Here is a 15,813-nt window from a genome sequence, read left to right as displayed (position 1 = left end):
GTAAAAAGTGAATAAGATTATGAACATCATCCATAAATTGATTGACCCATTTATGGATCCAGAAAATTGGCAAAAGTGGATAGAACAAATATTAATCGGCATATTCTACATTGTATTAGCTTACGTCATTATTAAAGTACTTCATAAAGTGGTAGAGAAATTCTTTACAACGAAATACGGAACTAAGAGGGTAGGGAAGTCTAACAAGCGCGCTAAAACAATGGTTAACTTACTACAAAATGTTATTTCCTATGTCGTATGGTTTATAGTTGCGACAACCATTTTAAGCAATTTAGGCATAAGAGTTGAAAGTATTATTGCTGGTGCCGGTGTTGTAGGGTTAGCAATTGGTTTCGGCGCACAAACCTTAGTAAAAGATGTCATCACAGGCTTCTTTATCATTTTCGAAAATCAATTTGATGTTGGCGATTACGTAAAAATTAATACAACAGGTACCACTGTTGCGGAAGGTACTGTACAATCAATAGGAATGAGATCTACAAGAATATTATCGTTTGCTGGTGATTTAACGATACTTCCTAATGGTACAATGAATGAGATTGTAAACTTCTCAATTCATAACGGTATGGCTATCGTAGAAATTCCTGTATCTATTAAAGAAGATTTAGATGAAGTTGAAAGTAAGTTAAATGAATTTTTACCGACAGTTAAAGAAAGATATGAAATATTCATTAAAGATCCTGAAATTTTAGGTGTAGAGACTGTGACAGCAGGTGAAGCAACGATTAAAATAGCAGGTGAAACAGAACCAAACGAACATGCATCAGGTGCTAGAATCTTAAGAAGAGAAGTGAAATCTTTCTTTGATAAAGAAGGTATTCAAGCGCCAATTCCAACAATGGTTTCTTATAATCCAAATAACATTCAATAATCATCTAATCGGGAGGCAAAAATATGATCAAATCATATGAGTTAAATGATATCGTTGAAATGAAAAAACAACACGCATGTGGGTATAATAGATTTAAAATTATAAGACTCGGTGCAGATGTTAGAATAAAATGTGAAGAATGTTCTCGTAGTATCATGCTACCAAGACAAGAGTTTAATAAAAAAATAAAAAAAATATTAGTAAAAGGACAAGGTGAATAAAATATGGCATTAACAGCTGGCATAGTAGGATTACCAAACGTAGGTAAATCAACATTATTTAACGCAATTACGAAAGCAGGAGCACTTGCAGCGAACTATCCTTTCGCAACAATCGACCCTAACGTAGGGATTGTAGAAGTACCAGACCACCGTTTACAAGAATTAACGAAATTAGTAAAACCTAAGAAAACTGTACCAACAGCATTCGAATTTACAGATATTGCAGGTATCGTTAAAGGTGCATCTAAAGGTGAAGGTTTAGGAAATAAATTTTTATCACATATCCGTGAAGTAGATGCGATTTGCCAAGTCGTACGTGCATTTGTTGATGAAAATGTTACACACGTATCAGGAAAAGTAGATCCAATCGATGATATTGAAGTTATTAATATGGAATTAGTATTAGCTGACTTAGAATCAGTAGAAAAACGCTATGAAAGAGTAGCAAAAATGGCAAAACAAAAAGATAAAGATGCCGTAGCTGAAGAAAAAGTATTAGCAAAAATTAAAGAAACTTTAGAAAACAATAACCCAGTAAGAAGTTTAGAATTCACACCAGAAGAAAAAGCAATCGTGAAACATTTAAGCTTACTCACTTCTAAACCAATGTTATATGTAGCAAACGTAGCAGAAGATGAAGTAGCAAGCCCAGAAAATAACGAATTCGTACAAAAAATTGAAGAATACGCAAGTAACGAAGGTTCACAAGTTATCGTGATTTCAGCGAAAATTGAAGAAGAATTAGCAACATTAGATGACGAAGACCGCGAAATGTTTTTAGAAGATTTAGGCGTAGAAGAAGCAGGATTAGACAAATTAATCCGCGCATCATATAACTTATTAGGATTAGCAACATACTTTACAGCAGGTGAACAAGAAGTAAGAGCATGGACATTTAAAGAAGGCATGACAGCACCACAATGTGCCGGAATCATCCATACAGACTTCGAAAGAGGCTTTATAAGAGCAGAAACTGTTAGTTATGACGATTTATTAGCAAATAACGGCATGAACGGTGCTAAAGAAGCGGGTAAAGTAAGATTAGAAGGTAAAGAATACCTAATGAAAGACGGAGACGTTGTACACTTTAGATTTAATGTGTAAGATAAAGGCCAAATAATTTTATAAAAAAAGCTGACTAAAACTTATTTAGTCGGCTTTTTTGCTTTTATAAATACTAAAAAACCGTATGAATAAGTCACCTTTATAGCAGTGATTTGTTAATTAAATCTTTGATTTGCATATACATATAAATGAAACCTACTTAAGTAAAAAATGTTAATTTTAAAAATGATTAAGTACAATAAAATTAAGTACACTTACATTGAGTATTGTAATATAATATTTTTATAAAAAGGAGGTGTTTAAAATAAGATCAATTATAGCGGTATTAATAATTTTAGTTTTAACAGCATATGGATGTAGTCAAAAAGAAAATGCAGTAAGTAGTGAAAAAGAAGTTACAAAAAATGAAAGTAAAGTAGAAGGCAAATCAAAAGTAAAAAAAGAGTCAAATTCATTAAATGCTCAATCATTAGAAAATAAGTTAGAAAACCAAGATATAGTGATTGAAAATGGTAGGTACTTAATTCGAAGCGAAGATAATAAATCATTATATCCCGATGCACTACAAGCATACATAAGAAATAATACTGGGAAAGACATTAAAGATATTACCTTTGGATTTGTTGCATGGGACAAAAATGGATTACCCGTCAAAATTAAAAAGTCTATTGATTTCTCAGATGGTTATTATTTTATCGGGGGTAAAGCAGAAGCTGCTAATATTGCGCCGGGAGATTTGTATGGTGAAAACATTGGTATGGAACTTGATAAAGATATGAAAATTGAATTCTACAAACCGGTTATTGCCAGTTATGAAGATTTTGAAGGTAATACTTGGGAAAATAAAGAATTAAAAAACTTTTTGAAAATTTACGAGGGAAAAAGATTAAAAGATATTGAGGGTTATGAAGATTATATCTTCTATAAAAACGGTTAAAAAGGGGAACAACATGATTAAGTCAACGTTAATAACTATAACTTTAGCTTCTACATTACATCAAAGTCCTGCATTGGATATTACTGAAAATACATTGAAAGCATATAAGCAAATATCAAATTGTGATAAAATATCTTACCACGCTAGCCCAGCTTTAGACATTGGTTTAAGTGTAAACGAAGAATTACAAAAAAGTAAATTAGATAACAATAATGTATGTGAGAAAAGTATAGTTCTTAAAAAAGAAAAGAAATAAGGTTTGTTTGAATGTAATAGAAACGTTATTAAACAATATCTCTATTAAAAAAGATTGTAAAAAGTAATACTCTATGCTATAATTCTTGATTGTGAGTAATGAAAATTATTCCTTGCTTAATACTGAGTTATTAGGCCGCATAGACCACAAGGAGGTGTAAATTGATGAGAACATATGAAGTAATGTACGTAGTACGTCCAAATATCGAAGACGAAGCTAGAAAAGCTGTCGTTGAGCGTTTTAAAGGAATCTTATCTTCAAACGGTTCAGAAATCATCGAAGAAAAGGATTGGGGTAAACGTCGTTTAGCTTATGAAATCCAAGACTTCACAGAAGGTTTCTACAACATCGTTAGAGTTAAGTCTGAAAATGACGAAGCTATCAGTGAATTTGATCGTTTAGCAAAAATCTCAGATGATATCATTCGTCACATCGTAGTACGCGAAGAAGAAAAATAATTTAACTTATAAAATGGGGGAGATTAAATGATTAATCGTGTTGTATTAGTCGGTCGATTAACTAAAGATCCGGAATACAGAGTAACACCCTCAGGCGTTCAAGTTGCTACTTTTACTTTAGCTATTAATCGTACTTATACGAACCAGCAAGGTGAAAGAGAAGCTGACTTTATCAACTGTGTTGTATTTAGACGTCCCGCAGAGAATGTAAACAATTACTTATCTAAAGGTAGTCTGGCAGGAGTTGAAGGTCGTCTACAATCTCGTAGCTACGAGAACCAAGAAGGTCGTCGTGTTTATGTAACTGAAGTTGTTTGTGATAGTGTTCAATTCCTTGAACCAAAAGGCGCAAACCAACGTCAATCTGGTAATGATAATCAATCATATAACCAAAATAATAACGAATTCCAAAATTATGGACAAGACTTTGGTGGTAACCAACAACAAGGACAAAAAGCACCTTCAAATCAACAGTCAAATAATCAACAATCAAGTAATCCATTTGCAAACGCTAATGGCCCAATTGATATCAGTGATGATGATTTGCCGTTCTAATAGTTGATTGAAACGAATATAAATTGATAAAGATTTAACGAGAAGGGAGGAACACAATCATGGCAGGTGGACCAAGAAGAGGTGGTCGTCGTCGTAAAAAAGTTTGTTACTTCACAGCAAACGGTATTACACATATCGACTACAAAGATACAGATTTACTTAAAAAGTTTATCTCAGAAAGAGGTAAAATCTTACCACGTCGTGTAACAGGTACTTCAGCAAAATACCAACGTATGCTTACTGTAGCTATCAAACGTGCACGTCACATGGCTTTATTACCATACGTTAAAGAGGAACAATAAGAGTTAGCGTATAACATAACCCTCTAGCAATCAGGCTAGAGGGTTATTTTTGTGTTCATTTTTATAAAAAATCCACAAAAAATCCGCAGAGTGTGAATAATTCTAGAAAATTGAGCATAAAAAAAGAGGCGACCGTCGCAACAGTCAACCTCAAGTACACTCCGCAGATATGTACCGCAATTTGATTATAATTTTAATCTATACTTAGATAATTATCAATATTATTGATGAACTTTAATTACTATTATTGAAACCAGAATTAAATAGTTCCTGGACTCCCTGTTTTAAATCTTCTCCTACAACTATGTCGGATATTTCTTCTAATTTTTTCGACACTTTGCTATTAAACTCCCAGTCATTTGCTGTGATAATAAATACTTTTGAAGCGGGATTATCTTTTATATGATCAACTAATATTTCAATGTTTTTGCCTTTTATTGTTTTTGGATTCACTGGATAATATATTGCAAATTGGCCAAAATTAGGAGTATTAGCGGTATATAAATTTAATTGTAATGATAAATCATTCAATTTGAAAGTTGTGTTTAGTGGTATCTCTTTTGTAAGCATGCCTTGTTCTGTCAGATCTTTGAAAACTTCTTTAGAATGAGCATTTAATGTTCCTTTTGAATATTGGGATTGAGTTTCTATTGCAGCTAAAATAGATAATAATTTTATCTCATGAAACATACCTTTCGTTAATACTATTCGATTATCGCTATTTAAAAAGTTAATAAATTGCTTTTTAAACTCTTGAAATATTTCCATATAATCACTCCAAAAATGTAAGGTTAGTAAGTACAGTTTATTATACTATGCAATTGAAATAAATATGTCTCATTTCATTCATTGTAAAAATACAATATAATAATGAGTAATAGAGTCTAAAGGATGTGTTCTTAATGACTATCGAAGGATTAATTGAAAGATATAAAAGTGAATTGCCTAACAAACAAGTAACAGAAGAAGATTTTAAATTATTGATGTCCAATATTGGAAATCCTACTGCTAATATTCGTGAAGATAATTTTGATTTAATTGCGCGTTTAATTATAAGTGGGAAATTAGATAACCATCAAATGCTACAGTTACTTGAGTATTGTGAATTTGTTTTAAGTAGTGTTAACCAAAGTGATACTGAACATCTTGTGCTGGATAGAAGTTTCAGTGCACTTATTATTGGAATCGTTGTTGAATATTTAGAAGAACATGAACAGTTACCTCAGGATGTTTACGAGAAGATTATAAACTTAGCGATTGATTACATGGATAATGAAACTGATGTCAGAGGATATGTACAAGGGACAGGATGGATGCATAGTGTTGCACATGGATCAGATTTACTTGCAACATGTGTTAGATCTAAATATTATTCAGGTGACTGTAATAAAGTGATCTTAAAGGTCATCGCTAAAAAACTTTATCAGTTAAATACTGATTTATCTTGCTATATAGATGATGAAGATGAGCGACAAGCATTTATCATTGAAGCATTACTTGAAAAAGGACTTACAGATCAAGAATTGAGTAATTGGGTAAGCGAGTTATTCGTGACAGTTAATCAAACAGATTTAAATCAATCTGAAGAAGCATATTTAAGTTATTTTAGAATAAGGAAAAATATAAAAGATTTCTTGAAGACATTGTATTTTAGACTAAAATTTAATCAAAAATGTCAGGTAACCCAAGATAAAATAGAAGAAATCCTTAATAAGTTATACTTAGAATTAACACAACAAGGAGAATAAAAATGGGAATAAAATTTTATGTAGCAGGTAGTTTTGGGAAATAATATATTTGTTATTATTTAGACTGCCGGAACACTAAAAACCCTCTCTAGACAAGGACTAGAGAGGGTTTTTTCTGTAGTAGTGTTCTTGATAATTTCCCCATTCATTATCAAGCTCTGATTTAGTTACAATTTTATAAGGATTAAAAATGGTTTGTCCATTTTTATTTATGAATAAACCATCATCAATTTGATATGCGGCATGTACTACGGCGTTATTCTTTAAATAAACAATTACATCACCGTTTTGACTTCCTTCTGAAACTAATTCGTAGTTTAAAGATTTAAGGTTTGTTAGAAAAGTATCTTCTTTTATCCACTGTTGTAATATATTTTTATCACTAGTAATAGCATAAAGGACTGTTGAAAGACAGTTTGATCCTTGATATTTTGGGAAAGTAGAAACAATTGAACTTAAATGATTGGGTAATTGCAATGTTGAATGGTGTGTTACGTGATTATCGCAATATCTATCTACTCTATTTTGGAAAAACTGTCTTTGTTTATTTGTTGTTAATTGACTCCACTTTTGTGAAGTAATGAGTTTACCTTCTAAGAATAGTGGATTGTTAACTCTTTCTTGTTCCTGAAGTATATAAGTTTTTGAATCTCTGTTAAGATTTTCAAACCATCCTTTAGAGGCTTGGATTACATAATTGTAATCATTTAAATTCCAAAACTCATATAAGTTATTTGTATCAATATTAAATGAACTTGTTGTCTTAAATGCATCTTTAAGAGTGATAACAACATCTTCATTTTCAAAAGGGATATCTTTAACAAAAAATAAATCAAAATTATTATAATAATTTTCAGACCAATATTTAAGTATTTGTTCAGTAGGATATATTTTCATAACTATACCTCAATTCTAATAACTTAAAATTTATTAAATTTCAGCTTTTCTATAACATGGTCGTGATTTTTATATAGTACGAGATCTGCTCTGTTTTTAGTTGGCAAGATGTTTTTGATTAAATTGACTTCGTTGATATTGTCCCATAGATCTGTTGCTATTTTTAAGGCTTCGTCTTTTGGGATGTCTCGATATTTATAGAAATGTGAGTCTGGCTTCTGGAAGGCTTCTTCTTGAAGTAGTAAGAAGCGGTTAAGATACCATTTCTTCATATTTTCTATTGTTGTGTGTAAATATATTTTGTAATCAATATAATCACTAACGAGTTCTTCTTCATGTGGACTTACTTGGAAGATGTTCACACCTTCTATAATAAGTATGTCCGGACAGTTTATGTTGTGATACTGGTCTTTAAGACGGTCGTATGTGATATGTGAATACGTATATGTTGGTATGTTAGGCTCGTTGTTCTTAATTTGTTTTAAGTGACTGATTAATGTTTTTGTATCATAACTTTCAGGAAATCCTTTTTTAGAAAGTAAGTCTTTATCGATGAGTTCTTGTTTAGGCATGATATAACCATCAGTCGTAATCAGATCAACTTTCCAGTCCGCGTTATATTCTTGCAGTAAGTTTAAAAGCAGTCTTGAGACAGTGCTTTTCCCTACAGAAACCCCTCCTGATATTCCAATAATAAAAGGTGGTGTATTATTTTTGTTATGTAATTTGTTGTTAATGTTAGATGAATAATCTTTATGGAACTTAACTTTGTTTGTCAAAAAATTAATGAGTGGCAAATAGAGTTCATTAATTTCTGAATTTGTTAAGTTATCATTTAAACTGATAATTTCTTCTAAGTTTAAATGACTTGTATCCATATCTAATTTAAAATTTGTGTTTTGCCATTCTTCTTTTGTGAATTTCATAATGAGTTCCTTTACTTAAGAATTTTTCACTTTTTACAGTACTCGTATAGGGTAACATAAATAGTCATGAAAGTGCTTTATTAATTTAGAAAAATTCTTATATAAGGTAACACATTTAAAATTCTGCTATGACAAGTTTGTCTTCAAGGACTTGGTTTACAAAGTTTACGGTTGCTTCTCTTGATATAGGGTTATGTCCTAGCTTTTTATTGTTGTATAATATGAACTTTATGTTTGAACTGTTTATTTCGTATTTATCTAAGAAACTACAAAATGGATCGAAGTGTCTAGTCATATCCGTCTCACATAATCTGTTTTGGATGTAGTAAATTTTAGGCACATATTTTTGTTTGCGGAATAAGCTTGTGATTGACAGTCTAAGTGCGTATTGTTTTTTGATGTAATCGCGTGAACGGTTGGGAAATATTTTGGTGTATAATTTTTCGACGTTCACTTTATCGTAGCGATCTACGTAACATTGTGGATTGTTCACTACAGCAGTCGTGCCTTTATGCAATGTTGCTAAATACATAGACATGAATCCACCTGCTGATGAGCCACAATAGACGACATTTTGAGATTCTATTTGAAGTGCTTGTGTGACTTGTTGCGCAATTTCAGAATAGTCTTTTAAGAAATGACGTTCTTCTCTTCCGACACCCCAACCAATACGTAATTGCTTATAATGAACAGTTCTGTCATCTATATATAGACAATTCGCATTGAAATCTTCATGCCATTTACTTCTCATAAAGACAGGCGGTTTACTTTTCGACGGATCAATCGCGCCATTCGAAAATACAACTAATTTATGATTGTCTTCTATAAGATTTAATTTGATATAGATGTCTAAATCATCTTTCATGATTTTCACAACTTGATTATTATGTGCCCATAAAAGGTCATTGTTCAAATCTTCGTAATTTAATGTTTCCATGATGTGAAACACTCCTAATGGTTAATATTCATTACAAATACTTAATATAAAATTCAATATAACAAAGTACTCTAGCAATTAACAATTATATAGTGGAAATTTACAAAAACTTAACAAAAAAGAGGCTAGGCATCATGCCCAACCTCTTTTTAAAGGGATTAAATATTGAATAATCTTTGGAAGAATCCTTTTTTCTTAGGTTCTTCTTCAGTTTCTGATTTGATTTCTTCTTTTACTTCTTCTTCTTTGTTTTCTGAAGGTGTTGAAGTTTCGTCTACTGTCGTTTCTGGTGCTTTTTCTTCAGTAGATGCTGCTTTGTCAGTCGTTTCTTCTTTAGCTGTAGTTGCATCTTCTTCTTTAGATTCTACTGCTTTATCAGTAGTCGTTTCTGGTTTAACAGCAGTTTCTTTATCTTCTGATTTCACATCAGCTTGAGTTTCTGATTTAGCTGGCTCTTCAGCTACAGCAACTTTTGTTTCTTCTTTTTCTTCTTGTTTGTTCGTTTCAACTGATTCACTAGAAGTCTTATCTTCTGAAACTACTTTAGAACTTTGTGGTTGTTCAGCTTGTTTCGTTTCAACTTTAGTATCATTCTCTTGAGCAGTAGCCTCTGATTGTTGAGGTGCTTGTAATGCTAAAGTTTGTTCTAGTTTCTGTTGTTGAATATGTACTTGTTGCAACATTTCACCAAGCATTTGTCTTTCTCTACGCATATGTTGAACTTCTAATCTTAATTCTTCAATTAAATGTTGTAGTTCAGGTGTTTGATTAGCAGGTTCGTTTTTAACAAGAACTTGTAAAAAGTCTTTCTCTTGTTCAAGTGTTTCGAATGCTTGGTCATAACTATTTGTTTCTTTAACTTTTTCAGCTATTTCTTGGAAAAGTTCGATATCTTCTTCTTGGAAGTCTGTCGCTTCTCTTCCACGATATTCTGTCTTAGAAAGTTGATATCCTCTGTCTTCTAAGTGCTGTACAATTTTTCTAACTTGCTTTTCACTAAGACCTACTTTAGTTGCGAATTCTTTAGTTAACATATTATAAATCATCCTTTATTTGACAGTAATTTAATAGGTAGGGTTGTCTGTCGGCAGACAACCGTCACACTTCCCTTTATACATTACATGTAAATAACAGAAAGTTCAAGTATTTATTGTATTAATTGTGAAAAGTATTATATGCAAAAAAGAAATATGTTATTATTTAGGAAATTAGAACAATAAAAATTAATATTGGAGCTGTTAGATATGTCTAATAATACTGAGAAAAAAGCTTTTAAACCAATTTGGATTATTGTTAGTTTTGTTGTATTAATTGGAATATTGTTATTACCGACTTCAAACGATTTACCTGTTATGGCAAAATGTGCGCTAGCGATTTTAGCTTTTGCAGTTATTATGTGGGTAACAGAAGCGGTAACTTATCCTGTATCAGCGGTCATGATTGTTGGACTGATCGTTGTACTTATTGGATTTAGTCCAGTTCAAAATTTAGGAGATGCTTTAGGTAATCCGTCAGCAAATGGAAAAGCTTTAGAAGGAGATGCATTACTAGGTACAGGCAATGCATTAAAAATGGCTTTAAGTGGATTTTCAGGATCTGCAGTGGCACTCGTTGCAGCAGCATTATTCTTAGCTACAGCGATGCAAGTAACCAATTTACATAAACGTTTAGCATTACAAGTACTTTCTATTGTAGGAAACAAAACAAATAGAATTGTTATTGGTGCAATTGTAGTTTCTATTATTTTAGCTTTCTTTGTACCTTCAGCTACAGCAAGAGCAGGAGCTGTTGTACCCATCTTATTAGGTATGATTGCTGCATTTAATACATCTAAGAACAGTAAATTAGCAGCATTATTGATTATTACAGCCGTGCATGCCGTCTCAATATGGAATATAGGTATTAAGACTGCCGCCGCTCAAAATATCGTTGCGATAGGATTTATTAATAAATCAATGGGGCAAGATGTTTCTTGGGGTGAGTGGTTCTTATATGCAGCACCATGGGCGATTATCATGTCAGTCGTCTTATACTTTGTGATGATTACGGTCATTAAACCTGAAGAGAAAGAAATAGAAGGTGGAAATGAATTAGTTAAAGCACAATTAAAAGAATTAGGACCAGTTTCAGCAAGAGAGTGGAGACTCATTACGATTTCTGTCTTATTATTATTTTTCTGGTCTACCGAAAAAGTGCTCCATCCTATTGATTCATCTTCAATAACAATCATCGCATTAGCAATTATGTTAACTCCTAAAATCGGTGTCTTTACTTGGGAAGATGTTGAGAAGAAAATTCCTTGGGGTACAGTTATCGTATTTGGAATTGGTATCTCACTAGGAACAGTATTGTTGGAAACAACAGCGGCACAATGGTTAAGTGATAAAACATTTGGATTGATGGGACTTAATCACATGCCACTAATCGCAACAATTGCACTCATTTCAATATTTAATATTTTAATACATTTAGGATTTGCGAGTGCTACGAGTTTATCTTCCGCATTAATCCCTGTGTTTATAGCTTTAACACAAACATTAAATTTAGGAGATCAATCTATCGGCTTTGTACTTATACAACAATTCGTGATTAGCTTCGGTTTCTTATTGCCAGTTAGTTCACCACAAAATATGCTGGCTTACGGTACAGAAACATTTACAGTTAAAGACTTTATAAAAACAGGTGTACCACTCACAGTCATTGGATACTTATTAATTATTTTGTTCAGCATGACATATTGGAAGTGGATAGGATTGATATAGAGGAGAAGATGTGAGTTAAAGGCAGAATAAACTCACGAGATTGTAAAAGATGTGAGTTAAAGGCAGAATAAACTCACGAGATTGTAAAAGATGTGAGTTAAAGGCGAAGTAAACTCACGAGATTGTAAAAGACGTGAGTTAAAGAGGAAGTAAACTCACGAGATTGTAAAAGATGTGAGTTAAAGAGGAAGTAAACCCACGAGATCGTAAAACATGTGAGTTAAAGAGGAAGTAAACCCACGAGATCGTAAAACATGTGAGTTAAAGGCGAAGTAAACTCACGAGATCGTAAAACATGTGAGTTAAAGGCGAAGTAAACTCACGAGATCGCAAAAGATGTGAGTTAAAGGTGAAGTAAACTCACGAGATCGCAAAAGATGTGAGTTAAAGGTGAAGTAAACCCACGAGATAGCCAAAGATGTGAGTTAAAGGCAGAATAAACTCACGAGATTGAAAAAGATGTGAGTTAAAGGCCAAGTTAACCCACAAGATTATAAAAAAGCCGTTCAATTCCCAAAAAATTGAATGGCTTCTTCTTTTCTCTATTTAAATTAATTGTCCGATAAATACGGCGATGATGATAATTGGAAGTACAAATTTAACTAAAAAATACCATGTATTTACAAAGAGTCTTCCTTTTTTAGTATCGCTCATATTTAATTCTTTCATAATGATTTCTTTATTGAATATATGACCAACGAAGATGGTTACGCCTAATGCACCTATTGGCATTAAGATGTTCGCGACTAAGTAATCCATATTATCAAAGAATGTACCGACACCGAATGTAAAGTCTTGGAGTAATCCGTTTGAAAGTGCTGATGGTATCCCGAATATAAAGACTAATATACCAATGATATATGACCATTTCTTTCTATTATCATTATTATTTTTAGTAATATTTGAGATATTCAATTCTAATAACGAAATTGAAGATGTAATGGCTGCGAATAAAAATAATATTAAAAATAGTAAATAGAACAATTGACCGACAAACATTTGATCAAATACTTGTGGAAGGACGATAAATAATAATCCTGGTCCTTGGTTAGGTTCTAATCCAAATGCGAAAATAGCTGGGAAGATGGCTAAACCGGCTGCTATTGATACAGCTATGTTCATCCATACTATGGCATTCGCACTTTTGACGATATTTGTTTTACGATCTAAATATGAAGCGTATGTCATCATACCGCATGTACCCAGTGATAATGCGAAGAACGATTGTCCTAAGGCATATAGTATACCTTCAGCACTTAAATCTGATACTTTTGGTTGAAGGAAATATTGAATTCCGTCTAAAGCACCGTCTAAAGTGATTGATCTAATAATGACAATTACGAACGATATAAATAATAGTGGCATCATGACTTTTGAAGCTTTCTCGATACCTTTTTCTACACCTTTACTGACAATGACTACAGTGAAAAGTATAAAAGCAAACTGACTCGCTAATGAGTAAAATGGGTTAGATATATAATCATTAAAGATGTTCCCGTAATTATGTGATTGCGTTAATCCAAGGCTGTCTAAAAGTGTACGTATAATATATAAAATGATCCAACCACCGATAACACTATAGAATGAAAATAGTACAAAGACTGTTAGATTTCCAAGCCAGCCTACTAAATTCCAAGATGATTTACCAGATACTTTTTTGAAGATGTTAGTAGAATACGTTCTACCGTAGCGTCCCAATACAAAATCACTTAAAAGTAGTGGTAAACCAACAAGCAATGTGAAAATAATAAATATTAATAAAAATGCGCCACCACCGTAAGTTCCAGCCATGTATGGAAATTTCCATACAGCACCAATTCCTATAGCTGACCCGGCGCTTGCTAGAACGAAGCCGATACTGGACGACCATTGAGATAAATTTTTCATATATATTCCTTCTTTTAATTTGATATTCACTTTAAAGCGGTAAAGCTTTTAAGTAAAAAAATAAAACTCACAGCAATGAATTTTACACTATATTTTTAGATAATGCAATATTAAAAAATATCGGCAACATAAGTTAGTTGCCGATAGGGTATTATAATTATTAGAACGAATAAATTACTTATTCGCCGATTGAACCGTTACTTTCATCATTCCAAGCGATGATTCTATCTACTGGTAATCTACTTGAATCATGTGGTGGTTTAACACCTTTACCAATAGCAATTAAATGAGCTGGTACATATCTAGAAGTATCAATGTTTAATGCTTCTAATACAGCTGTTTTATCGAATCCGCCGATAGGGTTTGTATCATAACCGTGATCAGTCGCAATAAGCATTAATTGCATAGAAGCTAAGTTTGCATCCATTAAACCTTGTGCATTAAAGTAACTTTCATCAGCACTGCTAATCAAATTTGAAATTGTTTCAATAAAGTAATCTTTTGAATTTTCATCCATATAACCAAGTTCAACATTCTTCTCGTAAATATCGCTCACGTATTCAGCGTGTTTTAAATCTGCAAGTACAAGAATAATCGCACTTGATGAATGTAATTGTCTTTGGTTGAACTGTACAAGATGGTCTAATTTTTGTTTTGTTTCTTCAGAATCGATGATAACAAAGCGCCATGGTTGTAAGTTGATTGATGAAGGTGCTTTAGTAGCAAGTGCTATCATTTCTTTAATTTCTTCTCTTGGAATTTTGAAGTTTGGATCGAATTCTTTAACTGATTTTCTTTTATTAATAATTTCAGTTAATGAAAGCTTTGAGTGTGTCATTTTATTTCTCCTTTTAGTATGATGTCATTATAATGCACCAATTAACTAAAAAAATAAAATGATTAGCTTACGAATTAAATTTTTTTAGGAGGGATTGTCATTGGAATCGAAAAAATTAATCTCAGAACTGGATAAACCGATTTTTCTAGCGGGTATGGCTGGAGGTATTACAACACCTGACTTAGTAGCTTCAGTTTGTAATGAAGGCGGCTTTGGACAAATTGGTGCTGGATATATGACGCCTGATGCTCTAGCTAAAGATATAGACCAAATTAGACAAATGACGTTTGAACCATTTGGCGTCAATCTATTCGTGCCAGAGTATCCAGCTATTGATCATGAAAAAGTTGATTTTATGAATAAAATATTACATCCCATAACTGAAAAATTAAACAGCAAACAAATACAAGATGTTTCAATAGATGTGAATTTTGAGGACATGTTAAACGTGATTATAGATAAACATGTTGAATATGTAAGCTTTACATTTGGTAAGCCTTCAGAAAGTCTCGTTCGCAAATTACATGGCCATCACATTAACGTAATAGGAACTGCAACAGATTTAAATGAAGCTCAAGCTTTGGAATCCATAGGTATAGATGCGATAGTGATTCAAGGTAGTGAAGCGGGTGGTCATAGAGGATCATTTGACCAATCATTGCCAGAAAATCGTCTCACAACTGAGCAATTGTTTAATCAAACTTATCCTTTAATTAACGTGCCATTAATAGTAGCGGGCGGTATCACGTCACCAGAATTAGCGAAACGTTATATTCAAAAAGGTGCTCATGCAGTTCAACTTGGGACAGCATTCTTAACGACACATGAAAGTGGTGCACCAGATGTGCATAAAGCGCATATATTAAAAGCACATCCTGATGATATTATATTCACGAATACGTTTAGTGGGCGTTATGCAAATGGTATTATAAATCCGTTTATACAGTATATGGAACAATTTAAAGATGATATTTGTCCGTATCCGATTCAAAATATATTAACACAACCTTTAAGAGGGCAGTCTAAAAAGTTAAATAATCCAGATTATATGAATTTATGGTGTGGTACAAATCCAGAAGGTGCTAAAGATGAAAGTGTCCAGGAATGAATGGAAAGATATCATAAAGTAATA

18 protein-coding genes are annotated in these 15,813 nt (G+C 32.4%); 11 read left to right on the top strand and 7 right to left on the bottom strand.

Annotated elements, in window-relative coordinates:
• Nucleotides 1-7 precede the first annotated feature (7 nt).
• The 8 genes from LQ677_RS11365 to rpsR all read left to right on the top strand — a co-directional run bounded on the left by LQ677_RS11365 (nt 8) and on the right by rpsR (nt 4,686).
• On the top strand, nt 8-892 hold the full coding sequence (locus LQ677_RS11365; protein WP_025906205.1) for a mechanosensitive ion channel family protein: 885 nt from the start codon (nt 8-10) through the stop codon (nt 890-892).
• Nucleotides 893-915: 23 nt separating this feature from the next.
• Nucleotides 916-1,113 (top strand): DUF951 domain-containing protein, encoded by a 198-nt coding sequence (locus tag LQ677_RS11360; protein WP_025906204.1) that lies wholly within the window; start codon nt 916-918, stop codon nt 1,111-1,113.
• A 3-nt stretch (nt 1,114-1,116) separates the two neighbouring features.
• Complete coding sequence (gene ychF, locus LQ677_RS11355) at nt 1,117-2,217, top strand: redox-regulated ATPase YchF (protein WP_025906203.1); 1,101 nt, start codon at nt 1,117-1,119, stop codon at nt 2,215-2,217.
• Nucleotides 2,218-2,473: 256 nt separating this feature from the next.
• Entirely contained in the window at nt 2,474-3,115 is a 642-nt protein-coding gene (locus tag LQ677_RS14805) for a DUF5780 domain-containing protein (RefSeq protein WP_239748859.1), read from the top strand.
• Nucleotides 3,116-3,128: 13 nt separating this feature from the next.
• The gene (locus LQ677_RS11345) at nt 3,129-3,371 is read left to right on the top strand and encodes a hypothetical protein (protein ID WP_239748858.1); all 243 of its coding nucleotides are present in this window, start codon (nt 3,129-3,131) and stop codon (nt 3,369-3,371) included.
• 164 nt (nt 3,372-3,535) lie between these two features.
• The gene (gene rpsF, locus LQ677_RS11340; RefSeq protein WP_025906202.1) at nt 3,536-3,829 is read left to right on the top strand and encodes a 30S ribosomal protein S6; all 294 of its coding nucleotides are present in this window, start codon (nt 3,536-3,538) and stop codon (nt 3,827-3,829) included.
• 27 nt (nt 3,830-3,856) lie between these two features.
• Nucleotides 3,857-4,384 carry a single-stranded DNA-binding protein gene (gene ssb, locus LQ677_RS11335; RefSeq protein ID WP_025906200.1) on the top strand — a complete coding sequence of 176 codons (528 nt, stop codon included), beginning with the start codon at nt 3,857-3,859 and terminating at the stop codon, nt 4,382-4,384.
• Nucleotides 4,385-4,443: 59 nt separating this feature from the next.
• Nucleotides 4,444-4,686, top strand: a complete 243-nt coding sequence (gene rpsR, locus LQ677_RS11330; protein ID WP_037589451.1) for a 30S ribosomal protein S18 — start codon at nt 4,444-4,446, stop codon at nt 4,684-4,686.
• A gap of 234 nt (nt 4,687-4,920) precedes the next feature.
• On the opposite strand, the gene LQ677_RS11325 is transcribed toward rpsR, so the two are convergent.
• Nucleotides 4,921-5,454 carry a hypothetical protein gene (locus LQ677_RS11325; protein ID WP_239748857.1) on the bottom strand — a complete coding sequence of 178 codons (534 nt, stop codon included), beginning with the start codon at nt 5,452-5,454 and terminating at the stop codon, nt 4,921-4,923.
• A 134-nt stretch (nt 5,455-5,588) separates the two neighbouring features.
• Here LQ677_RS11325 and LQ677_RS11320 point away from each other — a divergent pair, with 134 nt between their 5' ends.
• On the top strand, nt 5,589-6,434 hold the full coding sequence (locus LQ677_RS11320; protein WP_239748856.1) for a DUF2785 domain-containing protein: 846 nt from the start codon (nt 5,589-5,591) through the stop codon (nt 6,432-6,434).
• Nucleotides 6,435-6,533: 99 nt separating this feature from the next.
• Here LQ677_RS11320 and LQ677_RS11315 read toward each other — a convergent pair whose 3' ends face one another.
• The 4 genes from LQ677_RS11315 to LQ677_RS11300 form a co-directional block, all read right to left on the bottom strand.
• A complete protein-coding gene (locus tag LQ677_RS11315) occupies nt 6,534-7,331 on the bottom strand; it encodes a hypothetical protein (protein ID WP_239748855.1) in 798 nt (265 codons plus the stop codon).
• 23 nt (nt 7,332-7,354) lie between these two features.
• The gene (gene coaA / locus LQ677_RS11310) at nt 7,355-8,257 is read right to left on the bottom strand and encodes a type I pantothenate kinase (protein WP_037589445.1); all 903 of its coding nucleotides are present in this window, start codon (nt 8,255-8,257) and stop codon (nt 7,355-7,357) included.
• Nucleotides 8,258-8,372: 115 nt separating this feature from the next.
• Nucleotides 8,373-9,194, bottom strand: coding sequence for a YqiA/YcfP family alpha/beta fold hydrolase (locus tag LQ677_RS11305; protein WP_239748854.1), 822 nt, complete (start codon nt 9,192-9,194; stop codon nt 8,373-8,375).
• 158 nt (nt 9,195-9,352) lie between these two features.
• Nucleotides 9,353-10,228 carry a prolipoprotein diacylglyceryl transferase gene (locus tag LQ677_RS11300; RefSeq protein WP_239748853.1) on the bottom strand — a complete coding sequence of 292 codons (876 nt, stop codon included), beginning with the start codon at nt 10,226-10,228 and terminating at the stop codon, nt 9,353-9,355.
• 210 nt (nt 10,229-10,438) lie between these two features.
• Between LQ677_RS11300 and LQ677_RS11295 the strand changes: the two genes are divergently transcribed.
• On the top strand, nt 10,439-11,956 hold the full coding sequence (locus LQ677_RS11295; RefSeq protein WP_037589435.1) for a DASS family sodium-coupled anion symporter: 1,518 nt from the start codon (nt 10,439-10,441) through the stop codon (nt 11,954-11,956).
• A gap of 546 nt (nt 11,957-12,502) precedes the next feature.
• Here the strand turns inward: LQ677_RS11295 and LQ677_RS11290 are convergent.
• Both LQ677_RS11290 and LQ677_RS11285 read right to left on the bottom strand, forming a co-directional pair.
• The gene (locus tag LQ677_RS11290; protein ID WP_204258862.1) at nt 12,503-13,843 is read right to left on the bottom strand and encodes a sodium-dependent transporter; all 1,341 of its coding nucleotides are present in this window, start codon (nt 13,841-13,843) and stop codon (nt 12,503-12,505) included.
• Nucleotides 13,844-14,021: 178 nt separating this feature from the next.
• Nucleotides 14,022-14,681, bottom strand: coding sequence for a nitroreductase family protein (locus tag LQ677_RS11285; protein ID WP_048540236.1), 660 nt, complete (start codon nt 14,679-14,681; stop codon nt 14,022-14,024).
• Between the two features lie 100 nt (nt 14,682-14,781).
• Here LQ677_RS11285 and LQ677_RS11280 point away from each other — a divergent pair, with 100 nt between their 5' ends.
• Nucleotides 14,782-15,789 carry an NAD(P)H-dependent flavin oxidoreductase gene (locus LQ677_RS11280; protein ID WP_239748852.1) on the top strand — a complete coding sequence of 336 codons (1,008 nt, stop codon included), beginning with the start codon at nt 14,782-14,784 and terminating at the stop codon, nt 15,787-15,789.
• Nucleotides 15,790-15,813 lie beyond the last annotated feature (24 nt).

The sequence above is a fragment of the Mammaliicoccus sp. Q-M61 genome (assembly GCF_022386055.1).
Lineage (GTDB): Bacteria > Bacillota > Bacilli > Staphylococcales > Staphylococcaceae > Mammaliicoccus > Mammaliicoccus sciuri_A.
Note: the sequence above shows the minus strand (reverse complement) of the source record. Positions and strands in the feature narration are given on the sequence as shown.